Origin of the sequence: Streptomyces sp. V1I1 (genome assembly GCF_030817355.1) — a bacterium.
Taxonomy (GTDB): Bacteria; Actinomycetota; Actinomycetes; order Streptomycetales; family Streptomycetaceae; genus Streptomyces.
The window spans coordinates 7806022-7826646 of sequence record NZ_JAUSZH010000001.1 but is presented as its reverse complement, the minus strand read 5'-3'; the positions used below and the strand labels follow the sequence as shown (position 1 = coordinate 7826646).

The following is a 20625-nucleotide window of genomic DNA, read 5'->3' as shown; positions in this document are numbered from 1 at the left end:
TCTTGATTACATGATTACAACCGAGGAACAGGTGCTGCGCGGCTGGTTCGCCGGGCGGATACCTGAAGGACTCTTCAGTGAGCTCCTGGACGTGACCGTGGATCGTGAGGAGATCACCGTCGTCGGCCGGATCCCGGAGCCTGACCTCGGCGCCGAGGCGGCCGAGGCGGAACGCGACGCGTCCCTGGAGGGACGTATGTCGGAGTTCCGGGAACGTACACGCGAAGAGCGCATCGAGGTGGCGCGTGAAGCTGAGCGGCGGTTCAGGCGCAAGGTCTCGTGGGGTGTGGAGTGCGGTGACAAGCGGGCCATGTACACCACCGTCTCCGCACCGGTGATGACGCGCCTTCGCCAGCCCGAGCGCCAGGTGCTCGACACCCTGATCGCCGGCGGAGTCGCCCGAAGCCGCAGCGACGCACTGGCGTGGTGCGTCCGCTTGGTGCAGCGCAATGCGGACACCTGGCTGAGCGACCTGCGTGACTCCCTCCAGCACGTCCAGGAGGTGCGAGCACAGGGGCCTGACACCGAGTAGGACACACACACCCTGGGGCAGGCGACCCCTGAGCAAGGCCGTGTTTCCAACCGGCCGAGCAGGTAAGGTATCTGACGGTGCGACAGCTGCGCTCACTGGCGTGAAAAACCTCGTGCGACATGACGACCGCTGACGTAGCGTCGGCACCCATGACGCCTCCCCGCACTCGCCCTCCCTACGTAGCCGACGAACGGACGCAGCTAGTCGGCTGGCTCGACATGCAGCGCGCGATCATCCAATGGAAGTGCGAAGGGCTGTCCGACGCGGATGCCCACCGATCCGTCCTGCCGACCTCGCCCCGGATGACGATGGCCGGTGTCATCTCCCACATGCGATGGGTGGAGAACGCCTGGTTCGAGGTCCTCTTCCTGGGCCGACCCGCCAAGGGGCCCCAATTCGAGGACGGGCCCGAGGACGCCGACATGATGGTCGAAGGCATCCCCCTCGCGCAGCTCCTCGATGAGTACGACCGGCAATGCGCGGTGTCGAACGAGATCATTGCGGCCCATTCCCTGGATGACGTGGGCCGCCACCCCGACTTCGACTCCGCTGCCGCGACCCTGCGGTGGATGTTGATCCACATGGTCGAGGAGACCGCCCGGCACGCGGGTCACGTGGATACAATCCGGGAGCTTCTGGACGGTGAAAAGGGCTACTACTAAGAACTCCTAACGAAATGATCTTCGAAGTGGTTGGGTCGCTCCGGGACCGATGATCCGGGGGTGCGGGGTGACTCGGCCGAAGCCGTGGGAAGTCGATGACGAGTTGTGGGCGCGCGGATCGTTCAGGACAACATCGCCGCGCAGATGGTGTTCTTGTTCTCGTCCGCGCAGGACGTCGCCGACGCCCTGAAGGCAAGGAAGACCTGCCGTCCAAGGAGATCCTGGCCCAGCTGGGCGGGGGTGCTGCGGCCAGCACGGCAGCCTTCACCAAGACGGCTGCGGCGGGAGCGGGTACCGCGTCCGGGTGCCCCGTCCTGCACCCGTAGACGGCGCGGCCGATATCGCAAAAAGAGAGGCAGGTGCCACGCCCCGGGGGTTGGGCGTGGCACCTGCCTCCCTGTTATTGAACGTACTGCCGGACGGGACGGTCAGCCACCGCCGAGCCCGTCCTGACGGGCAGTCACCGGTGCGCGGGCGCGGCGGAGTTCGGGCGAGGTTGGGATTGTTGGCTGAACTTTCTCGATGCGGGGCAAACCATGACCCCGGCCATATGGCCTTGAGGGTGCGTCTGATGAGCTTGCTCGAACATACGTACCCTCAAGGAGGATTCGAAGTTGAGACGCATACGCACCCTGTCGGCACTGCGGCACGTGGCCGCAGGCGCCGTCCTCGCTCTGCTCGCGGGAGTGGGAACGGCGTCAGCCGCCGGCTTCACGCCGAGTCCCACCCCTTCCGCTGCTCCGGCGTCGCGTCCAGCAGCCGGGCCGGAAGAGGCGGCAGCCGCCGGCTCGCGCCCCGTATCGGGCAAGTCCCCGTCGGCCGGCCCGCAGTTCAAGAAGAACGGCAGCACCTGGCGCGTCATCGCACCCGAGACCGTGTTACGTAACACGGTCACCGACGCCGACGGCGACAAGAGCAACCTGACCTTCGAGGTGTGGACGACTGACGCCAACGGCAAGCCCAAGACCCAGGTCAAGCTGACAGACGCCAACCCGTACGGGACTTTGGTGTCGGGCTATGTGGCGTCGGGCAAGACCGCATCCGTCACCGTCCCGTACGGGAAGCTGAAGCCGGGCGTGACGTACACGTTCCACACCAGCGCCTATGACGGCAGCCTGTACGAGACCAGCTGGTCCCCGTGGGCGAACTTCCGTATCGAGCCTTACGTGACGTTCCCTGCGCCGCAGGCTTCGTCGTCGATCGATCCGATCGCGCAGAAGGTGATCGAGGTGACGCGTACCGATCCGGGCCCGGCGCCGCCCACGCTGCGCAAGGACGGCACGACCCTTAAGGCCGGACAGAAGCGGACGTGCGGCAAGGCCGACGTGCAGGGCCGCAAGCTGTGCATCGAGATCAGCCCGAAGTCCAACAAGGTCAAGCGGTCCTTGGCAGCCGCGCCTGCCGTCGAGCTGGTCGACTGGTGTTACGACAAGCCGGTGGGCAAGGACTACATGAACCGGACCGAAGCCTGCCTGAAGAGCATCGGCAGCGCGACGCTGATCTTTGTCGACACCGACCCGGAGCAGCCCGCGCTGGGCACGGCGACGTTCGACATCGAGCAGCGGATCAAGACGTATCCGAAGAAGGGCGACAGCGGATCCGACTTCGGTGAGTTCGATCAGCAGATCGTGCTGGTGCCGGATCACATCGACGCCGCGCTCAAGGGCGTGACCCTGAAGTGGAACGTGGGCACGGCGTGCAGCTCCTGCGTGACGTCGTCCACCAAGTGGGCGGACAACCAGAACAACACGTCTGACGCGCACTGGATCGCCTCGGAAGCGGGCCCGTACAGCGGGCGCTGGGGCACCGTGCAGACGACCTGGTCCGGTACGGGCAAGGAGATCATCGATCTGGGCTGGTCGATCACCGGCAGCGTCGATGCCAGCGCCACCGCGCGTGCGACTGCTGACTTCGGGTCCAGTGGTGACGTGCGCGTCAGGGAACTCGCCCCGCGCTGCGACGACATTCTCAAGGGCGTGGCGCCCGGCTGTGTGCTGCCGTTCTTCAAGCCGACGTACACCGTCGACACCAACCTGTACCCCGCGGCCGGGGCGTACTACTGGCTGATGCAGGAGAAGATGCCCGACCACGCCGGCTCGGTGAAGTGGGACTCCCTGCTGCACTACCTCGGCCCGGACACCACCGTGACCCGGCCCGACGGCAAGCCGTGGACCTCGGATGACAGCCGTGGCAAGGTCTGCCCGAGCAGCTGGACGACGCACCTGGCCGACACCTCCGTGGGCACGATGGACTGCGACGAGTACGCCATGGCCTCCACCCACGAGAGCGGCGGCTTCCCCGGCGGCGTCAACCAGGTGTCCTCCGGGGACCAGTGTGCCCAGCTCTTCACGGACAAGCTGGGTGACGGCAGCGCCAACTTCGGCCTCCTCGCCGACACCCGGGCGGCCACGAACGGGCCCACCTGGAAGGAGCGGTGCGGACGGGCCGGAATCGAGTCAACCCAGAACCGGAAGGCATTCAGCAAGCTCAACCCCACCCTCTGGCGTCTACTGGACAATGACGGATTCTTCGTCAGCAACCCCGGCTTCGAGCACTGCGCGAATGCCGACACCACCTGCGCCTGGCGCAAGGTCGGCTGACACAACCTGACATGAGTGAGGTGGACCGGCACCGGCGGGTCCCCCTCACTCATGTCATCCGTTCCACGGCCGCCACAACGCCTCTTCGTTCGCATCACCTGGTGGCCCCCACACAAGTCTGCCGTTCAGTAGTCCGGGCTTAGGCCATGTGACAAGAGAGGGCACCTCAAGAGCATCCGCCATCCCCTCCAGAAAGGCCGTCAGCGACTCGAACTCGGTAAGACGGTCGATCGACTCAGACCAGCGGCAGACCTCTCCACTCTCGGAATCGAGGTAGAGACCAGAGGTGTAGTCGTCCGTGCCCCACGAGCAGAAGGGCAACCAGGAGGGCTTCCACAGGTAGGGCTCGTCACTTCCCCAGTCCCGCTGGAGTTCCATGCGCTCCCGGTAGACCAGGACCACCGCGTCGAGATCCATCAGCGCCCAGTTGTACTCCGTGAGGAATCCGGCCCCGGGCGCGTGGCGGAGACCTGCGCGAAGCCGCCACAGTGCCCTCAAGGACGCCGGTGCGCGCACGCCGATTGCTTCTTCCAGCGCGGCTATCTCACCCTCCGAGGCGCCCGGCTTGAGCAGATCGAATGAGGCGGAAGCATGCTCACACAGCCACGCCTCGATGCGCCGCCAGGCGTCCGTCACCTGCCGCGCTTCGATCTCCTCCTGATGTGGGTCTGGAGCCGCGACGGCCTCCTCTTTCGGCTCGACGGCAGCCGGATGGGTCTCTTCGATGCCCTTGATCTGTACTTGTCCCTCCTCCAGCAGGGGAGGGCCGTAGGCGTAGTGCACGTTCAGTTCCGGGCAGTCTTCGAAGGTTTCGCCGTCGATCTGTGCGATGTAGAGGGACGGGACCCCCAGGGGACTGCCCAGCAGGGGGTTGTCCTCAAGCTGCCTGCACAGCACCTTCAGGGCGTATCCAACGCCCTTCCCCAGCTCTTTGCAGCGCTCCTGTATGTCCGCCGGTACTTCAACAGCCACAGCCTGCTCCTCGTCAGTAGCCGGATACCCAAGACTCTCAGACCCCGGAGCGGAGGCGGCCGGTTGGCCTGTACCGGAGCCCGGCCGGACGGGGCCGGGCTGCTATACGGGTCAGCCGCCCGCCTGCTGGGTCTTGAGACGGGGCGGGGTGGCGCAGCAGCGCGGGGGCGGGGTCAGCCGCCCGTTCAGGTCCGGATGCCGCTCATCCTGTGGCTGACCGCGCATCCCCCGCTTTCCGTCGAAGAAGTGCGCAGGCTCATCGACTCCGGGGAGATCGATACCGTAGTCCCGGCCTTCACGGATATGCAGGGAAGGCGGCGGAGGTGCACGGAATCAGAGTTGGAGCTCGGTGCAGTCCAGGCGTGTGGACGATGCCTCTCAGTCCCCGTACCTGCGTTGGGTGCGGTGGTCGGCAGGGGTTCCGCGGCGTATGGCGACAGCCGCCAGCAGGGTGGTGCCCGCCAGGACACCCACAGCAGTCCCGGACCGACCTCGAGTAGCCCAGTGAGCGCCGCCGGCGCCATGGACCGGGCGATGCCGGTCGACAGCTGCCAGCGGGCGAGTGCCCGTCCCAGCACGCGGCGATGTCCTCGGCCAGCTCGGCGTAGTCGAGCAGGCCGTCGGGCCAGAGCCGGAGGGTTTCGCGGGCCGCTTCCATGATCTTCTCGGCGCGGTCTTCGCGCCACTGCCCGCGGCTGTGCCGGATGAGCAGTGCCGCCAGCCGTTTGGGGCCCAGGCGGCGAAGAGCATGGGGGTCGGCGCCGGTGCGCTGAAGGACCGCGAGGGCGGCCTTGCAGTAGGCGCCGGAGCCGAGGGCGTCGCCCCAGCCGGGCCCCATCAGTTCCAGCAGCGCATCGAGCCGGTAGAACGATGCGGTGCGGCGTTCGACCAGCGAGCTGCGTCGGCGGACAGCGCGGCGCAGGGGGTGGGCGGGGCCGGTGTCGGACAGCGGGCGCAGGCCCTCGGGGTGCAGCAGCGACAGCCGGGCCAGGACGCGGGAGTCCAGGCGGTCATTCTTGGTGTGCTTGTTGTAGTGGTCGCGCAGGTCGGAGGACTGTTCGGGAGGTACCAGCACGACCGTGGCGCCTTGGTTCTGGAACCAGGCGGCCAACGGGACCCAGGCGTTGCGGGTGGGTTCCATGATCACGATGACGTCGTCGGTGGCGGGCAGGGCGGCCCATAACCGTTCGAGGTCGTCGGCGGTGGTGGTGAAACGCCGTGCGGAGATGAGGACTTCTCCGGTGGCGTCGGTGCAGGTGGCACGATGCGAGGCCCGGCAGGCCACGTCGATGCCCAGGTGGATTCTCAACGGCCGCGTCCCGTCTGTGCGTAGTGCTGTTGCCGCCCGGGACATCCGTCATGGCCCTTGAGCGCGTGTTCCGCAGGGCTGTGCTGACCGGACATTCGGTAGCGGTGGTCCACGCCGGGCGCGGCCACGGGTTCCCAACAGGGACGCACGTGCGTCGGGCGGTTCGACCAGCTGAACAATCAACGTGGAGAAGTCGCCTGTGAGCAGACGCTTCGGTCAGTGATCCAGCCATGCCGGAGGAACCGGACCCGACGCACCCTACGCAGCCCCCGAAGATCCCGGGAAGCCACCGTCAACGCTAAATGTCAGTGCCGTGCGAGATGCTTGACGGTCCGACACCTTCCAAAGGAGGCAACCGAGATGACCGATCCCGAGCTCGCCGCGGCACAGGCGTACGTACGGCTGCTGGAGACCACCCAGGCTGTCCTCGGCGACCCGCGACAGGCCCCGCTCGCCCTTCCGCTGCTGACTGTCCCGATCGCAGAGGCCGACGAGGCGTTGCGCGCCATCGGTCTGGCCGGGAACGAGGCCTCCTTCTTCGGTCTGGTAGCCCGGCTTCGGACCGTCCCGCCCGAGGACAGAGGGCAGGACAGCCGGGCGGCTTGATGCGCGGTCCGGGTTCGAACGTGCTCGCTTAAGGCGCTTCCGTACTCTTCCGTGTCTCGTCGGGCGCGACCACGGACTGTGTCAGCGGGATCCGGGAGAGTACGACGGCGCCCAAGGCGATCAATGCGAGGCCGAGCAGTTGCGGCATCAGCCACAAGCCGGAGCGGACGTGTTCCTCGTAGAGGGTGACGCCGAGGGCCAGACTCACCAGCGCGTCGCCCAGAGTGATGGCGGGCTGGGAGGCGACCAGCGGGCCGGCCTGCATCGCGTTCTCCAGGAGGAAGAGTGCGGCCACGCCGGCCAGCGCGAAGGCATAGGTCTGCCAGGCGGCGAAGAAGGCTGCGGTCCCCTGATCGTCCAGGATGTGCATCGACGCCTTCATCAGTGCCGCGGTCAGCGCGTAGCTGATGGCGGTGGCCGTGCCCAGACAGGCCGCGCGGGCCCGGCCTTCGCTGCGACTCAGCGCAGTGACGGCGAGAACGACGACCGCGCACACACAGACCGCGAGGGCAGGGCCCCAGCGGTCCAGCGGTACATGCGTGCGGTTGCCCGTGGGCGACGCGGCGGCGAGGGCGACACCAAGACCCGTCACGACGAAGGCCACCGCCGCCCAGCCGACGCGCGGGAGCCGTCGGCGCAGCAGGAGTGAAGCGACAATCAGCGTGAGGGGAAGTTCGAGGACGAACAGGGGCTGTACGACCGTCAGTGGTCCGGTCGCCAGAGCCAGCGCCTGGCAGACGGCCGCGGCGATGACGGCGAGGATTCCGGCCAGCCAGACGGGGCGCCGCAGCAGATCGAGCATCAGGCCCGCGCGCAGGCCGTCGGAACGCGGCACGCTCAGGGCGGCCTTGCGTCGCAGCACGGTGGCGACGCTGTTGCTGAGCGCCGCGCGGAGCGCGAAGAGGACCGGCAGCAGGGTATGCACCGTGGACGGCCTCCAGGGCTCAGCGGTCGCGGGGATTCAGGCCGGACGCGGGCCGGGAGAACAGCTGTCGGGCGTGCTCGTCGAGGGCGGCGAATCCCTCGACCAGTTGGGCCGCCACCCTCCAGTGGTCCTCCGGCTCATCACCTGATCGCCCATCACCTGGTCGCCCGTCACCCGACGCGTCGCTCGTAGTTGTCCTCGTCCTCGCGGCCGGGCCGGTACAGCTTGACCTTGTTGATCTGCTTGATGCGCGGCAGCAGGTCGTAGCCCAGGAGCCGGGTCAGTCCGAACCCGATTTCCGACTGGCCATGCGAATCGACGTAGTTGCCCTCGGCCTGCATGGTGGTGGCGTGCCGAATCATGACCGCCGTCGGGCTGAAGGCCGTCGGCGTCGAGATAGCGAATGCCACCTTCGCGGCCCGTCGTCGCCGCCAGGGCGGGCCGGGCCGTCCGCGGGCAGCTGACCTCGGCGGGAGAGCGCTGAGTTCGGGGCAGTTACCGTTCCCGGACGGTGTAGGTCAGGTGCGTCACCCTTGGGGAGGGCTCCGCGCGGACCGGCTCCAGGGCCACGCGGCCCGCGTCCACGCCCTCGAACAGGCGGATTCCGGAGCCGAACAGCACGGGTGACAGCGCGATCGAGAACTCGTCGATCAGGCCCGCGTTCACGTACTCCAAGATCGTCGCGCCGCCGCCCGCGATGCGGACGTCCCGGTCGCGGGCGGCCTCGCGGGCCTGGTCGAGCGCGGGCTCGATGCCGTCGTTGACGAAATGGAAGGTGGTTCCACCCGGCCGCTCCCAGGGGTCACGCTTCTCGTGCGTCACGACGAAGACCGGCGTGTGGAACGGCGCCTCCTCCGGCCACGCCTGCTCGCCGGCGTCGAACATGCGCTTGCCCATCACGCTCGCGCCGGTGCGCTCGAACGTCTCCCGCACGATGTCGTTGTCGCGCCCTTCCTCGCCGCCCTCGCCAAGCTTCAGGTTCTCCCGGAGGAACCGCTGCGGGAATATCCACTGCTGCAGTTCCATCCACTGCTGCCCCATCAAGTCCTCGAGGGACTCGGGCGCGATGAACCCGTCCAGCGACATCGTCACGCTGAAGAACACCTTTCCGGCCATCAGCCTTCCGCTCCCTTCCGAACGATCTCGGTGACGTAGGCCGCCAGGTTGCTCAGGGTCTGCCGGCCGCCCTCGATCGCGTGGTACTTCTCGACCGCCTCGTCGCGCAGCTCCTTGGTGGGGAACACCGTGCGCATCTCGATCCGGGTCGCCGCGCCGTCGGGCGCGAACGTGAGGACCGACTCGAAGGCGTTCGGGTCGCCGCGGGACTCACCGTGGAGCAACGCGATCCGCTCCGGCGGGGCGATCTCGGTCCAGGAGATCCACTCCTGGTAGTCCGTCCCGTCCGGTCCGTGCATCACGAAGTCCCACTCCCCGCCTACGCGGAACTCGAACGCCCGCGTGGTGGTGGTGAACCCCTCCGGTCCCCACCACCGCGACAGGTGCCGCACCTCGGTGAACGCCTCGAACACCAGCTCCCGTGGGGCACTGATGACCCGGGAGATAACGATCTCGCGGTCGGCCGTCGCTGACTGCGCCGGCGCGTCCCGTCCTGTCGCTGCCATCGGTCACTCCTCCTGCCTTGCCTGCTTGAGGTCCTGCACGTACTCGTCCAGCCGGTCGAAGCTCTCGTTCCAGAACCGCTCGAACCCGCCGGTCCACTCGTGGACCGGTCGCAGCCCGCGGGCGTCAAGGCCGTACAGGCGCTGCTTGCCTGCCTTGCGGTCCCGCACCAGCCCGACCTCCCGGAGCACCCGCAGGTGTTTGGACGCCCCCGGCTGGGTCATCCCCAACTCCTGGGCCAACTCGGTCACCGGCCGCTCACCCGCCCGCAGCAGCAGCAGGATCTCCCGGCGCTGCGGCTCGGCGATCGCGTTGAAGACGTCCGACGTCGTCGCTGCTCGTGCCATGGGTTCCATCATATTCCGATATCGGCATGCGTCAAGCCGGAGGAATCAGGCGGGTCTTGTCAGATGACGATCGTGACCCTTGTCAGCGGCTGCGGAAACCGAGCGATGACAGGTCCCGGTGATCGGCGCGACTGACCTAGTCCAGGCGGAAACCGTCACGCTTCGTGTTCGCAGAAATGAGTAGTTCTGAGGGATCGCGGACCCCGGCGAACCGTGTCCGGTTTGCCCCGCGACATGCCAGAGCTCGCCGAACCGGCCGCCATCGTCGAACAGTTCGACTGCCCCACCTGTGAAGTGCCCGCCGGAAGCACCTGCCGCACCCGCGGCGGCAAGGTCGCCCCGAAGTACCACACCCCGCGCTTCATGCTGGTGCCCCAGCTCCGCGCCGAGCTTTAGGTGAAGACCCCCTCCGACCGCGGCCCCGGCCGCGCGTGGGAGAGGGGCCTGGCCGTCGATGCCGCAGTGCCGGAGGCCGCGACGAAGCCCACGAGAGTGGGGTACGCGAGGTGCAGTACTGCCCAGCAAGAGCTCCAGAGCCAGCTCGGCGCCCTCGCCGACGCCGGGTGCGATCCGGTCTTCTCGGAGAAGATCAGCACCCGGATCAAGGTCGGGCCGGAGTTCGTCAAGGCGATGGACTTCGCCCGCACCATCAAGAAGGCCGTCCCTCATCAGCGGGTGATTTTCACGGTGCTGAGATGAAGCGGCTGGGCCGCGGCGCCGCCGAGTTCCTGGCCATCGCGGAGGACCTGCGTCACCACGACATCGAGCTCGAACTCCTCACCGGCCCCCTCCAGGGGGTCTACGACCCGTCCGGGCACGGCGCCGCCCTGTTCGCGTTCTTCGCCGGCATGGCCGAGTCCGAGCGCGAGTACATCCGGGAAAAGTCCCTGGAAGGCCAGGCGTCCGCCCGCGAGCGCGGCCGTCACGGAGGGCACCCCAAGGTCGTCGACGACGATATGGCCGACTACGCCCGCGCCCTGCGCACCCAGGGCGTCACTGTCCCGCAGATCGCCCGCAAGCTCGTCATCCCCTCGGGCAAGAACAAGGGCGAGCACCCCTCAGTCGCCACCGTCTACCGCCTCCTCGCCGAAGCCAAAGCGTCCGACGACACCGACGAGTGAGCAGGGCGCCTTCGATCCGAAAGCTACTGGCGGGTTACTTGTCACCTGGTTCGCCGCTCGTTAACGGCACCCCTGGCGGCCCCGGCCCGCGGTACCCCGCGATCCGGACCGACCCGCGCGGAGGGCCACAGTCCGGGCTGCGGGCCGTCGGTCGCGCGCCGACAATGGACGAGGACGCACGCCCGACAGCTCCGCTACGGCGGGCAACGGCTGAGAGGAATGTGCCCTTGCCGGATACGCGAAAGCCGGAGCGTACGGAGATCGTGCACCGGGCGATCCGGGTCACCGTCGCCGCGTCCGCCGGGTTCTATCCGCTCGTGTACGGGCTGCACCAGCCCCATATGGCGATCTACGCCCTGTTCGGACCGGTGGCGCTCGGAATGCTGTCGCCGATTCCCGGGTCCGGGCGGCAGCGGGCCGCCGTCATGCTGCGGGCGCTGCCGGTCGGCCTGGTGCTGGTCGCCCTGGGGACGGCGCTGGCCGTACGGACCTGGGCGGCGGTTCTCGGGATGCTGGTCGTCGGATTCGCGCTCGCCTTTGCGGCGGTGGCGGGTCCCCGCCCGGCCGGGGCGGCACCCGGCCTGCAACTCTTCTACATCCTGGCCTGCTTCCCGCCCTACGCCCCGGAAACCCTGGGGGCCAGGCTGACGGGCCTCGCCCTGGGCGTGCTGCTGCTCGCGGCCTGCGAAGTGTTCCTGTTGCCTGCCCCGCCGACCGTCTCGTACAGGGAGAGCCTGGCGGATGCCGTCGAGGCCGCGGGCCGGGCCGCCACCGGCGCTGCGGCGTTTTCAGCGGGCACCGCGGCGCCGGACGCCGGCCCTCGAGACGGCACGCCCGCCGGCCCGGTCGACAGCTCGGCCGACCGGTTGCGCGCGATCGGGCACCAACTGCGCTTCTCGCGTCTTCCGCCCGCCGAGCGGCCCGCCGGGGCCGGGCGCATGGACCGTGCCATGGCGCAGGCCGGTGTCGCGGCCCGCACACTTCTGGACCAGTTGGCACGGCTGAGCGACAACCAGCCGACCGCCACGGCCCGCCGAGGCACGGACGCGGCCGCCGCTTCGGCCGATCTCCTCAGCCGTATCGCGGCGCTCTGCGCCGCCACTGCGGCAGCCCTGCGCACGGGACGGCCAAACGCGCTGCCTGGGTCCATGGAACAGGCGATACGGGACTTTCAGGCACTGCGCATCCGGCAGGCGACCGGCCCACCGGAAGCCGTGCCGTCCGTTCCGGAGCTACGTCGCCAGGCCGCGGTCCTGGGCATGGCCGAGTCGGCCAGGATGCTGGAGACCGCCGTACGCGTCGGGCTCGACGGCCGGCGCACCCGGCCGCTCCCTCCGCGGGAGCTCTTCTGGTACGCCGACACCGGCACCGCCCGCCTGTGGTGGCGGCGCCTCGTCGGCAATATGACGCTGCACTCGGTCCAGTTCCAGAACGCCGCCCGTACGGCGCTGGGCCTGGGCGCTGCCCGGCTGGTGGCCGGTTCCCTGGACCTCTCCCACGGCTTCTGGGTCCTCCTCGCCGTACTGACGCTGGGCCGCACCACCGCGGGGGAAACCTGGGCGGCAGTGCGTTCGGCGCTGGTCGGCACGCTCGCGGGCGCGGTGGCGGCGGGCACGCTGCTGCTCGTCCTGGGGCAGCACACCGACGCCTATGCGGCCGTGCTCGCGCCCGGCATGCTGGCCGCTTTCGCGCTCGGGCCGCTGCTCGGGATCGCCTGGGCACAGGCGCTGTTCACCCTGGTGGTGTCCGCCGCGTTCGCCCAACTCGCCCCCGCCTCCTGGCAGCTCGCCGAGGCCAGAATCGTGGATGTGGTCACAGGCAGCGCGATCGGCCTGTTGTGCGGGCTGCTCGCCTGGCCGGCCGGTGCCCGGCGGGAGGTGCGAAGAACCGTGGCCGGCCTACTGGACTCCTACGGGCCTCTGATCACCGGCACCGTCGGCGCGCTGCTGGCCAACCCGCCGGGAGCGGCGCCCCTGCCGTCCACATACCCCACGCTGCACAGACTGCGCCTCGCGGAGACCGCGTACGCGCAGTACCGGAGCGAACCGGGCGATCACTCGGTCGCGCATGCCGACTGGCAAGCCGTGCTCATCACCGCGAACCACATCCTGGTCGGTTCCCGCTGGCTCCCCCGCTTCGATCTGCCCCCGGCCACCGTCACCCCTGACGCCGCCGCCTGGGCCCGTACGAACGCGGACCGGCTCGCTCTGACCACGGCTCGTCTCGCCGCCCTCTGCGCGGGCAACGGACCGCCGTCGGACCCTTCTCCCCCACCGGCGCCCCACACGCCCGCCGAGGTACCGGGCAGCCCGCCGCTGCCCATGCTGATCGACCTCGAACAGTGGCTGAGCAGCCTCACCGCGGAACTCGGCCATATCGAGCGATCGGTGCCACCGCTCAGGAGCGGCGCACCCGGAAAGTCCCGCTGGTAGAACGCGCGACCGTCCGCGAGCAGCGGAGGCGCACCCAGGGGTGCCGCCTTACGCTCATGGTCATGACCATCGACCGGCGCATGCTGCTGCGCGGCATGGGCAGGGCGGCCACGGCAGGCCTGATCGGTGCCGCACTGGCCGCGGGTGACGCGGGCAGGCGGGCTACGACGGCCCGCCAGGCCCGTCCCACCCACCTGCGGGCCGAGCCCGCCGCCCCGTGGGCCGCGGCTCGACCGGCCGTCGTACCGCGCACGGTCTGGCAGGCCGCCCCGGTGGGTCGCAGGAAGCCTGATCTCACCGCGAGCGCGGTCAAGGCGGTCTTCATCCATCACACCAATAGCGGTAACGACTACACCCGACGAGAGGTCCCCGATCTCATCCGGTACCTCTCCGGCGACCACACCGAGAACCGTGACTGGGACGATGTGGGCTACAACTTCTTCGTCGACCGGACCGGCACCATCTACGAAGGGCGTGCCGGGGGCATCGCCAACCCTGTCGTCGGCGCGCACACCATGGGCTTCAACGTCGGCACCGTCGGCATCGCGGCGATTGGGAGTTTCGGCGCAGGCTCGACCGTGCCGGCGCCCATGCTGGAGGCGATAGCCCAACTCTCCGCGTGGAAGCTCGGCTTGTACGGGGTCGATCCACGCGGCAGCACGGTCCTGGTCTCCACCAACGACGCCAGCAAGTATCCGGAGGGAAGCCGGGTCGTGTTCCATACGATCTCCGGGCACCGCGACGGGTACTGGACGCGGTGTCCCGGCGCCGCGCTCTACACGCTCCTCCCCCAGATCCGCGACCGCGCCGCCCGCCTCCAGTCGCGACCCGTCGGCCCGGCATCGACCCCCTGACGCGCAGAACCGGACACTGAGCCTCCGTGTACGAACGGTGGCGATTGACGCATAGCGCTGCGCGTCGCGGCCCGCCGCAGTCAGGTGGTGCTGGTGGGGTGGCCGTCGCCTTGTGTGCCTTCACGTCGCGAGGCGGGACCGCAGCGGACGCTGGCCATCCGCCCGACGGTCAAGTCCCGGAGGCGCGCGTGTGCAGGAGCCACCACGGCGGTACGGAGTCCGCCACGGCGCCCGCCGAAGCGAACCAAGGCAAGTGCCGCGCCCGTTCAGGGATCCCTCCCGTCGGGCTCGTCGACTCTGAGCAGCGGAAAGGGTGAGGGCCATTCCGGGTACCGGAATGAGAGCCACGGTGCATACCTCTCCCCATCGCCTGACTCATGAGTCAGTTGACAGCGCGTCAGCAAACGACTGAGGGTTTGCCGCGTTCCCAAAGCACTCACCCGCACCGGCACCCACGCCACCGCAGCCTCCGCACACCCTGACCGGCAGGGCGAACCTCGCGCCGCCATCCGGCAGTTGCCACCGATGGACGCGCGTAGAGCGGCCGAAAGGCGCTCTTGCCGCCGATGCAACCGGAGCACAGGATTCCTACCGGGCGCAGGTTGTCAGGATCATGACCGAGACCAATGGTCATGTCCCGGCTTCCGCGCGCCGACGGGTCCGCCCACCCAGCGGACCCCGGATTCCCCCACCGGAGGATGTAGTGAAATTCAAGCGCTTCTCCCCCCTCGGCGGCGTCGCGAGACGTGCGCGGCTGATCGCCGTCGCATCAACTCTGCTGACCGTCTCCGCGCTTGCCGCCCCGGCCGCCGTGGCCGAATCGGACGACGGCGTACGGGCCACCACCGCCCAGCTCGCGCAGGCGAGCGACGCCGTACTCGACACGGACGTGGCCGGCACCGCCTGGTACACGGACACCGCTTCGGGCAAGGTCGTCGTCACCGCGGACGACACTGTCTCGGCCGCCGAGATAGCCAAGATCAAGAAGGCCGCGGGCGCGCGGGCCGGCGCCCTTGAGATCAAGCGCACGCCCGGTACGTTCGACAAGCTCATCGCGGGCGGCCAGGCCATCTACACGGGCGGCGGACGCTGCTCGCTCGGCTTCAACGTCCGCAGCGGTAGCACGTACTACGCCCTCACCGCGGGCCACTGCACCAACATCGGCAGCACCTGGTACACCAATTCGGCCCAGACGACGGTGCTGGGGTCCACCGCCGGCTCCAGCTTCCCCGGCAACGACTACGGCATCATCCGGCACTCCAACGCCTCGGCCGCGGACGGCCGGGTCTACCTCTACAACGGCTCCTATCGTGACATCACGGCTGCCGGCAACGCCTCGGTCGGTCAGTCCGTACAGCGCAGTGGCAGCACCACCGGCCTCCACGGCGGCACCGTCACCGGACTCAACGCGACCGTCAACTACGGCGGCGGGGACGTCGTCTACGGCCTGATCCAGACCAACGTCTGCGCCGAGCCCGGCGACAGCGGCGGCTCCCTGTTCTCCGGCAGCACCGCGCTAGGTCTGACCTCGGGCGGCAGCGGCAACTGCTCCTCCGGCGGCACCACGTTCTTCCAGCCCGTCACTGAGGCGCTGAGCGCCTACGGGGTGAGCATCTTCTGACGCCCCGACGCACTGACGCACTGACGCACTGAACGGAGCCGGCGGACCCCCTTCGGGCGGTCCGCCGGCTTCATCCCGCTGCACTTGGGGCACGCCGCCGTCAGCCGTTCGGGCCAATCCGCAGCTCGTGCTCCTCCTCGCCGGAGCCGACGTCGCGGTGACCCTCGTCGGTCACGTCGAAGTACATCTGAAGACCGCGGATGAGGCGCTGGATGTCGTCCGGGCGGCCGTAGACACGCGCGCGGACAACTTCGGGCAGCGGGACGAGAGTGCTCACAGGGCGGCTGGTCCGCACGTCGAAGGACCTGGTCGACACCACCGGGCGCCCGTCCGGAGGGGACACAATGGCGCCGGTCCCAGGCAGCGCAGGGGTGAAGATCGCGGCAAGCGTCTCGTACACGACTGAGGCCGCTGTGCTCCCGTCCATGTGCACCCCGACCGTTCCCGGCTGGCGGCTGCCCACAGATATCTCACCGCTCACTCGATGGCGCATTCCTTCAGCATCGGGGCAGCCGCGTGCATCCGCTCGGGGAGCGCGCCCGATTCAGAGCACCTTCCAGCGAACCAGCGCCCCCAGCACCAGGGCCCCGGGAAGCAGCGGCAGCCACACCGTGATGATCCGGAAGCCGAGTACCGTGGCCGTGGCCACAGTGAGCGGCACGCCTGACGCCACGAGCGTCAGGACCAGGGCCGCGTCGACGGAGCCGATACCTCCCGGGGTGGGCACCATCCCTGCCGCGATGCTCGCCGCCAGGTACGCGATGGCGACGTGGAGCCAGGGCAGCGGCACCTCGAGAGCCACCGCCACCGACGCCAGAACACAGCCCTGCAGCGCGGGAAACGCCAGCGCGCCGCCCCACAGTGCCAGCACCCGGGAGGGCCGGGTGTGCAGGGCGCGGGCGTCGGTCAGTGCTGTGCGCAGGAAGCCGCGGACGGTGCGGCGCAGCGGGCGTATGGCGAACAGAGCCAGTGCCAGCACGGCGAGGACCGCGGCCACCACCAGGAGCAGGACCAGCAGCGTGCGTCCATCCGGGGTTATCTCGTCCAGTGGGAGGGCGCCGGGGACGGCAGCCAGCAGGGCGAACAGCAGCACGACGCGGGCGATCGGCTCGACCAGGGAGTACAGGGCGAGTGAGGCCGTGCCCCGGGACAGTGGAATGCCGCAGTTACGTAGGAAACGCAGCGTCACCGCATGCGCGCCGAGGCCGGCGGGCAGCACATGGTTGGCGGCGCCCGCGGCGAACTGCGAGGCAAGCAGCCGCCCGGCGGGCAGCCGCTCGAGGATCGCTCCCTGCCGTACGCAGGAAGCCGCCACCCAGCACAATCCCGTCACCGCCACCGCGATCAGGAGCCAGACGGGATCCGCACCGCGCAACTTCCCCGCCCCCTCGGCGATCACCGACCAGTGCGTCACCACCCAGAGGGTGATCAGCACCAGAGGGATCAGGCACGCGATCTGACGCAGCGGCACCCTCCACAAGACCGGCGTCCCGGACAAAGCCACAGCCAGCCGTCCTTCCACATTCACAGGCCGCGCGACGGCGAGGCGCCGGGCACGTAAGGACACTGCCCGCCGTGTGCAACGCACCGGTGTCCAGCAGCCGACGAAAGGGCAAGGCACACATGACTGAAACGGCGCCCGGGCCGGAGGTCGATGTGGGCAGGCTCCCGGCTAAGGTGACCCGCCATGACGAACCTTGATCACGCCGCCGCTCCGGATCCGGCTCCCGCGTCCTTCGCCGTGCACATTCCCGACGCCGAACTGGAGCCGGAGCCCCTCGACCCGGCCCAGGTCATCTCCGGCGAACCCGTCGTGACCGGGAAAGTGCTGTGGGAGTCCGCCGACGGCAAGCAGCTGCGCGGGATCTGGCAGATCACTCCGGGAGTGGTCACCGACACCGAGGCAAACGAGCTGTTCGTCGTGGTCAGCGGGCGCGCCACGATCGACGTCGAGGGCGGTGACACCCTCGACGTCGGGCCCGGGACTGCGTGCGTGCTGCGAGAGGGCGACCGTACGACCTGGACGGTGCACGAGACGCTGCGCAAGGCGTACCACATCAGCCTCTGAAGCCCGTACGGCGCTCTCCCGGCGGCCCTCCAGCAGCTCACCGTGTGCTGGAGCACCTCCAGCAGCTCACCGCCGCGGGCTCAGGTGATCACGGCCGGGGACACGGCAGACTTCAAGAGCATCCGTGGTGTGCCTCCCCCGACCGCAGGCACGGACCAGAGATCGGATCCGAAGTCACCGGGCAGCGCGTACAGGAGCGTGCGGCCGTCCAGCCACAGGGCCTGGTCGTCGACGCTTCTGCGCTCGGAAACCGCCGTGTCCCGGCCCGTGCGCAGGTCCAGGACGTGCAGCCGCCAAGGGGTGGCGGCCGAGGCGCCGGGGACGCGCTTCTTGAAGGCGACGCGGGTGCCGTCCGGGGACAGGGAGGGGCACTCGACGTTGCTGTGCAGGGTCCGCAGCGTGCGCCGGGTCAGGTCACCTTCGACGAGATGGGTACGGCCGCCGGTGGCGAGGGTCGCGTAGAAGCGGTTGTCGTCGGCGGCGAAGGTGACGCCCCAGAGGTTGTCGTCGGCGGCCCGGTGGCGGCGTCCGTCCTTGAGGACGGTGAACTTCTCGAGGTTGGGCCGCAGGATGCCGGTGCGGGTGTCGTAGATGGCGGTACGGGTGGAGAAGGCGCCGCCCGCGTACGAGTCTCCGCTGACGAACACCGTCCACGCCACCAGCCGTCCGCTCGGCGACACCCGGGCACGCGTGGGAATTCCGGGCACCGGGAATGTACGGACGGGCCGCAGCCGAGCATCCAGCAGCACGGCTTCGTGGCCCGGGACCACCCCGCCCGTGGACCGGAGGCAGATGCCTGTGCCGGCGGCCGCGTAAAAGCGCAGACAGTCGCGGGGCGCGGAGGTGCGGGGCCCGGCCGGAGTCGTCAGTGGGACGGATGAGACGTGATCGCGTTGCGGTCCCCAGGCGAGGTTGCGGAAGAGGAGTGTGCCCTGCTGACGCAGCGTCACCGGACCGGCTCGGGCGACCGGTTCGCCGGGCCTGGCCCGCTCGCGTTCGGTAGCACGGTCGGCGGCGCGCAGAGTGACGACTGCGGCAATCCCGGCCAGCAGCGCGGTGGTGAGCACGAGTACGAGCAGCCTGGCCCGGAATGTTGAGCCGGCAGGTGTCATGCGCGCCTGCCCCGGTGGAGGGTGGCGACTGCGGCAAGGGCGACGACCAGACCGGCGGCGGCCACGGTCAGAGCGCCGTGGGGGCCGAAATACATCCAGCCCGCGCCGAAGAGCAGCGAGCCGCCGAATCGGGCGAAGGCTTGCGCCGACTGCACCAGCGCAAGGCCACTCGCCTTCAGATGCGGCGGCAGCAGCGGACCCGCGGCGGCCATCAGTACGCCGTCGGTGGCCGCGTAGAACGCGCCGAGCAGCACGAGTACGCACCCGGCAGCCACCAGCCCGCCGCCCCATGGCGCGAGAAGCAGCAGGTAGGCGCTGAGCAGCGCCCCGTGACCCGCGAGGAAGACCTGCCGGCGGCCGATCCGGTCGGCGATCCGTCCCAGCGGCACGGCAAGCAGCAGGAATCCGGCGGCGGCGCCGACGGGCAGCAGCGGGAAGTAGGGGGCGGGCAGGTCGATGCGGCGCTGGAGCAGCAGATAGAGGAACGAGTCGCTCACCGTGACCACGCCGAGCAGCGCGGCGATCAGACACAGCCGCGGCAGACCGCGGGTGCGGGCGAGAGTGCGAAGTGCCCTGCGGGGATGGCGTGTTCGGCTCGCTGCCGCGCGCTCGGCCTTTCCCACGGAGGTGTCTCGTACGAACAGCACGAGCAGCAGCACCAGCAGGCTGTTGTTGGCCTTGGCCCACTGGGCGTAGGCATCGAGATTGTTCCTGAGCCAGGTGTCGCCCGTGGCGACCGCGCACGAGTGCATGTCGTTGCACTGGTTCGGAACGACGAACGACAGGTGCGGCAGCGCGGTGAAGTCGCCCTTCGGGAACTGCGCCCAGGTCTTTCCGGTGGTGAGAGGCACGTTCTTGAAGGCGAACCAGGGGTTGTGCTTCTGCGCGTACTGCCCGCTGGTGCAGGCGGTGGATCCCTCCCTCGTTGCTCTCACTCCTCGCGGCGGGCCGCGCCCGCCACGGTGATGTTCACGAAGCGCGGCACGCGCCGTCCGCTCGTGCGGAACTCCTCGGCCACCGTGGTACGGACATGGGTCACCCGGTCCTGCGGCAGCAGCACCAGGGCGCTGCGCTCCGGCCGCAGTCCGGGCCACCAGGCGGCCGTCGCACCCGCACGCCGCGCGCTCTCCACAGCGCGCTGGATGTCGCCTGCGCCATGGCCTTCCTTGCCGGAGCCTTCCTTGCCGGAGCCTTCCTTGCGGGTCACCAGCAGCGTCAGCCGCGCGCCGTGCTCGGCCGGGTCGAAGCGGATGCGGCGCCTGCTGTGGCCGCCGAGCAGCAGGGCCCGGCCGGGGCGGGCGAACAGCACGGCCTCGCGCAGCGCTTCGTCGCCGTCGGGCGCAGCGGCCCGCGCAAAGCCGGCCAGCCTGTCGCGCGGCGGGCGCGGCCTTGTGCGTCCGGCGTGCACGTCGGCGACCGCGAGCGCCACGGCACACTCCAGCGGTTCGGCGCTCGAAAGACCGGCCGCGGCGGTCAGCGTGGAGTGGATGTGCAGGTCGATGCCGCCGCGGCAGTATCCGACGTCGGCCATGGTGCGCAGCAGGGCGTAGGTGCGGGCCGCCCAGTCGGGGTGGGGCGGTGGCGGGCCGGTGAGCGGGAGTTCGCAGCTCTGTGCCGGGTGGGCGAGCGAACTCAGTCGTACGAGACCGTCGTCGCGGGGTGCGGCGGCCGCGGCCACCGGCCAGCCGGCGGCGGCGACGAGGCGCGTCGAGCCGATGTGGAAGGCGTGCGGAGCGCTCCACACCGTGGCCGGGGGCCGGTCGTGTGCCGATTCGAGAGCGTAGGCGACCAGCCGGAAGAGCGGGTCGGCCGTATGGCGGCGGGCGATGTCCAGGGTGCTCACT

24 protein-coding genes and 1 pseudogene are annotated in these 20625 nt (G+C 69.6%); 12 read left to right on the top strand and 13 right to left on the bottom strand.

Going from position 1 to position 20625, the window contains the following annotated elements:
* Nucleotides 1-10 precede the first annotated feature (10 nt).
* The 3 genes from QFZ67_RS36590 (at nucleotide 11) to QFZ67_RS36580 (ending at nucleotide 3794) form a co-directional block, all read left to right on the top strand.
* Nucleotides 11-532: a hypothetical protein gene (locus tag QFZ67_RS36590; RefSeq protein WP_307665337.1), complete on the top strand. Its 522-nt coding sequence runs from the start codon at nucleotides 11-13 to the stop codon at nucleotides 530-532.
* A gap of 149 nt (nucleotides 533-681) precedes the next feature.
* The gene (locus QFZ67_RS36585) at nucleotides 682-1194 is read left to right on the top strand and encodes a DinB family protein (RefSeq protein ID WP_307665336.1); all 513 of its coding nucleotides are present in this window, start codon (nucleotides 682-684) and stop codon (nucleotides 1192-1194) included.
* A gap of 614 nt (nucleotides 1195-1808) precedes the next feature.
* The gene (locus QFZ67_RS36580; protein WP_307665335.1) at nucleotides 1809-3794 is read left to right on the top strand and encodes a hypothetical protein; all 1986 of its coding nucleotides are present in this window, start codon (nucleotides 1809-1811) and stop codon (nucleotides 3792-3794) included.
* A gap of 54 nt (nucleotides 3795-3848) precedes the next feature.
* On the opposite strand, the gene QFZ67_RS36575 is transcribed toward QFZ67_RS36580, so the two are convergent.
* Both QFZ67_RS36575 and QFZ67_RS36570 read right to left on the bottom strand, forming a co-directional pair.
* Nucleotides 3849-4766 (bottom strand): SMI1/KNR4 family protein, encoded by a 918-nt coding sequence (locus QFZ67_RS36575; protein ID WP_307665334.1) that lies wholly within the window; start codon nucleotides 4764-4766, stop codon nucleotides 3849-3851.
* A 295-nt stretch (nucleotides 4767-5061) separates the two neighbouring features.
* Nucleotides 5062-6075: an IS110 family transposase gene (locus QFZ67_RS36570; RefSeq protein ID WP_373430172.1), complete on the bottom strand. Its 1014-nt coding sequence runs from the start codon at nucleotides 6073-6075 to the stop codon at nucleotides 5062-5064.
* 360 nt (nucleotides 6076-6435) lie between these two features.
* Between QFZ67_RS36570 and QFZ67_RS36565 the strand changes: the two genes are divergently transcribed.
* On the top strand, nucleotides 6436-6681 hold the full coding sequence (locus tag QFZ67_RS36565; protein WP_307665332.1) for a hypothetical protein: 246 nt from the start codon (nucleotides 6436-6438) through the stop codon (nucleotides 6679-6681).
* A gap of 28 nt (nucleotides 6682-6709) precedes the next feature.
* Here the strand turns inward: QFZ67_RS36565 and QFZ67_RS36560 are convergent, their stop codons facing one another.
* Complete coding sequence (locus tag QFZ67_RS36560; protein ID WP_307665331.1) at nucleotides 6710-7606, bottom strand: DMT family transporter; 897 nt, start codon at nucleotides 7604-7606, stop codon at nucleotides 6710-6712.
* A gap of 1 nt (nucleotide 7607) precedes the next feature.
* Here QFZ67_RS36560 and QFZ67_RS36555 point away from each other — a divergent pair, with 1 nt between their 5' ends.
* Complete coding sequence (locus tag QFZ67_RS36555; protein WP_307665330.1) at nucleotides 7608-7754, top strand: hypothetical protein; 147 nt, start codon at nucleotides 7608-7610, stop codon at nucleotides 7752-7754.
* A 22-nt stretch (nucleotides 7755-7776) separates the two neighbouring features.
* Here QFZ67_RS36555 and QFZ67_RS36550 read toward each other — a convergent pair whose 3' ends face one another.
* The 4 genes from QFZ67_RS36550 to QFZ67_RS36535 form a co-directional block, all read right to left on the bottom strand.
* On the bottom strand, nucleotides 7777-8016 hold the full coding sequence (locus QFZ67_RS36550) for a Tn3 family transposase (RefSeq protein ID WP_373430171.1): 240 nt from the start codon (nucleotides 8014-8016) through the stop codon (nucleotides 7777-7779).
* Nucleotides 8017-8101: 85 nt separating this feature from the next.
* Nucleotides 8102-8722 carry a dihydrofolate reductase family protein gene (locus tag QFZ67_RS36545; protein WP_307665329.1) on the bottom strand — a complete coding sequence of 207 codons (621 nt, stop codon included), beginning with the start codon at nucleotides 8720-8722 and terminating at the stop codon, nucleotides 8102-8104.
* The gene (locus tag QFZ67_RS36540) at nucleotides 8722-9228 is read right to left on the bottom strand and encodes an SRPBCC family protein (RefSeq protein WP_307665328.1); all 507 of its coding nucleotides are present in this window, start codon (nucleotides 9226-9228) and stop codon (nucleotides 8722-8724) included. The genes QFZ67_RS36545 and QFZ67_RS36540 overlap by 1 nt, the downstream gene beginning before the upstream one ends.
* A 3-nt stretch (nucleotides 9229-9231) precedes the next feature.
* Complete coding sequence (locus QFZ67_RS36535; RefSeq protein WP_307665327.1) at nucleotides 9232-9573, bottom strand: helix-turn-helix transcriptional regulator; 342 nt, start codon at nucleotides 9571-9573, stop codon at nucleotides 9232-9234.
* Between the two features lie 234 nt (nucleotides 9574-9807).
* Between QFZ67_RS36535 and QFZ67_RS36530 the strand changes: the two genes are divergently transcribed.
* From QFZ67_RS36530 to QFZ67_RS36505, 6 genes are all read left to right on the top strand, one after another.
* Nucleotides 9808-9969: a hypothetical protein gene (locus QFZ67_RS36530; RefSeq protein ID WP_307665326.1), complete on the top strand. Its 162-nt coding sequence runs from the start codon at nucleotides 9808-9810 to the stop codon at nucleotides 9967-9969.
* Entirely contained in the window at nucleotides 9970-10272 is a 303-nt protein-coding gene (locus QFZ67_RS36525; protein WP_307665325.1) for a recombinase family protein, read from the top strand.
* Nucleotides 10269-10694: a recombinase family protein gene (locus tag QFZ67_RS36520; RefSeq protein WP_307665324.1), complete on the top strand. Its 426-nt coding sequence runs from the start codon at nucleotides 10269-10271 to the stop codon at nucleotides 10692-10694. The genes QFZ67_RS36525 and QFZ67_RS36520 overlap by 4 nt, the downstream gene beginning before the upstream one ends.
* A 341-nt stretch (nucleotides 10695-11035) precedes the next feature.
* The gene (locus QFZ67_RS36515; RefSeq protein WP_307666098.1) at nucleotides 11036-13126 is read left to right on the top strand and encodes an FUSC family protein; all 2091 of its coding nucleotides are present in this window, start codon (nucleotides 11036-11038) and stop codon (nucleotides 13124-13126) included.
* Nucleotides 13127-13188: 62 nt separating this feature from the next.
* Nucleotides 13189-13980: a peptidoglycan recognition protein gene (locus QFZ67_RS36510; RefSeq protein WP_307665323.1), complete on the top strand. Its 792-nt coding sequence runs from the start codon at nucleotides 13189-13191 to the stop codon at nucleotides 13978-13980.
* Nucleotides 13981-14683: 703 nt separating this feature from the next.
* Nucleotides 14684-15601 (top strand): S1 family peptidase, encoded by a 918-nt coding sequence (locus QFZ67_RS36505; protein ID WP_307665322.1) that lies wholly within the window; start codon nucleotides 14684-14686, stop codon nucleotides 15599-15601.
* A 100-nt stretch (nucleotides 15602-15701) separates the two neighbouring features.
* On the opposite strand, the gene QFZ67_RS36500 is transcribed toward QFZ67_RS36505, so the two are convergent.
* Both QFZ67_RS36500 and QFZ67_RS36495 read right to left on the bottom strand, forming a co-directional pair.
* A complete protein-coding gene (locus QFZ67_RS36500) occupies nucleotides 15702-16082 on the bottom strand; it encodes a hypothetical protein (RefSeq protein WP_307665321.1) in 381 nt (126 codons plus the stop codon).
* Between the two features lie 63 nt (nucleotides 16083-16145).
* Nucleotides 16146-17105 (bottom strand): lysylphosphatidylglycerol synthase transmembrane domain-containing protein, encoded by a 960-nt coding sequence (locus tag QFZ67_RS36495; RefSeq protein ID WP_307665320.1) that lies wholly within the window; start codon nucleotides 17103-17105, stop codon nucleotides 16146-16148.
* A gap of 183 nt (nucleotides 17106-17288) precedes the next feature.
* Here QFZ67_RS36495 and QFZ67_RS36490 point away from each other — a divergent pair, with 183 nt between their 5' ends.
* On the top strand, nucleotides 17289-17669 hold the full coding sequence (locus QFZ67_RS36490) for a cupin domain-containing protein (protein ID WP_307665319.1): 381 nt from the start codon (nucleotides 17289-17291) through the stop codon (nucleotides 17667-17669).
* An 80-nt stretch (nucleotides 17670-17749) separates the two neighbouring features.
* On the opposite strand, the gene QFZ67_RS36485 is transcribed toward QFZ67_RS36490, so the two are convergent.
* The 4 genes and pseudogenes from QFZ67_RS36485 to QFZ67_RS36475 all read right to left on the bottom strand — a co-directional run bounded on the left by QFZ67_RS36485 (nucleotide 17750) and on the right by QFZ67_RS36475 (nucleotide 20624).
* A complete protein-coding gene (locus QFZ67_RS36485; RefSeq protein ID WP_307665318.1) occupies nucleotides 17750-18781 on the bottom strand; it encodes a TolB-like translocation protein in 1032 nt (343 codons plus the stop codon).
* Nucleotides 18778-19428 (bottom strand): MFS transporter, encoded by a 651-nt coding sequence (locus tag QFZ67_RS36480; protein WP_373430259.1) that lies wholly within the window; start codon nucleotides 19426-19428, stop codon nucleotides 18778-18780. Before QFZ67_RS36480 ends, QFZ67_RS36485 begins: the two co-directional genes overlap by 4 nt.
* 6 nt (nucleotides 19429-19434) lie before the next feature.
* Nucleotides 19435-19701 (bottom strand): annotated as a pseudogene (locus tag QFZ67_RS39230) (alkaline phosphatase family protein); the annotation flags it as partial.
* Between the two features lie 11 nt (nucleotides 19702-19712).
* Complete coding sequence (locus QFZ67_RS36475) at nucleotides 19713-20624, bottom strand: galactokinase (protein ID WP_307665317.1); 912 nt, start codon at nucleotides 20622-20624, stop codon at nucleotides 19713-19715.
* Nucleotide 20625: the final 1 nt, after the last annotated feature.

What these genes read in the sequence shown, in the direction of transcription:
- QFZ67_RS36585 (WP_307665336.1), top strand. Translation starts at nt 682, where the DNA reads ATGACGCCTCCCCGCACTCGCCCTCCCTACGTAGCCGACGAACGGACG.
- QFZ67_RS36530 (WP_307665326.1), top strand. Translation starts at nt 9,808, where the DNA reads ATGCCAGAGCTCGCCGAACCGGCCGCCATCGTCGAACAGTTCGACTGC.
- QFZ67_RS36515 (WP_307666098.1), top strand. Translation starts at nt 11,036, where the DNA reads ATGGCGATCTACGCCCTGTTCGGACCGGTGGCGCTCGGAATGCTGTCG.
- QFZ67_RS36535 (WP_307665327.1), bottom strand. Translation starts at nt 9,573, where the DNA reads ATGGCACGAGCAGCGACGACGTCGGACGTCTTCAACGCGATCGCCGAG.
- QFZ67_RS36590 (WP_307665337.1), top strand. Translation starts at nt 11, where the DNA reads ATGATTACAACCGAGGAACAGGTGCTGCGCGGCTGGTTCGCCGGGCGG.
- QFZ67_RS36540 (WP_307665328.1), bottom strand. Translation starts at nt 9,228, where the DNA reads ATGGCAGCGACAGGACGGGACGCGCCGGCGCAGTCAGCGACGGCCGAC.
- QFZ67_RS36485 (WP_307665318.1), bottom strand. Translation starts at nt 18,781, where the DNA reads ATGACACCTGCCGGCTCAACATTCCGGGCCAGGCTGCTCGTACTCGTG.
- QFZ67_RS36490 (WP_307665319.1), top strand. Translation starts at nt 17,289, where the DNA reads ATGACGAACCTTGATCACGCCGCCGCTCCGGATCCGGCTCCCGCGTCC.
- QFZ67_RS36510 (WP_307665323.1), top strand. Translation starts at nt 13,189, where the DNA reads ATGACCATCGACCGGCGCATGCTGCTGCGCGGCATGGGCAGGGCGGCC.
- QFZ67_RS36545 (WP_307665329.1), bottom strand. Translation starts at nt 8,722, where the DNA reads ATGGCCGGAAAGGTGTTCTTCAGCGTGACGATGTCGCTGGACGGGTTC.
- QFZ67_RS36565 (WP_307665332.1), top strand. Translation starts at nt 6,436, where the DNA reads ATGACCGATCCCGAGCTCGCCGCGGCACAGGCGTACGTACGGCTGCTG.
- QFZ67_RS36520 (WP_307665324.1), top strand. Translation starts at nt 10,269, where the DNA reads ATGAAGCGGCTGGGCCGCGGCGCCGCCGAGTTCCTGGCCATCGCGGAG.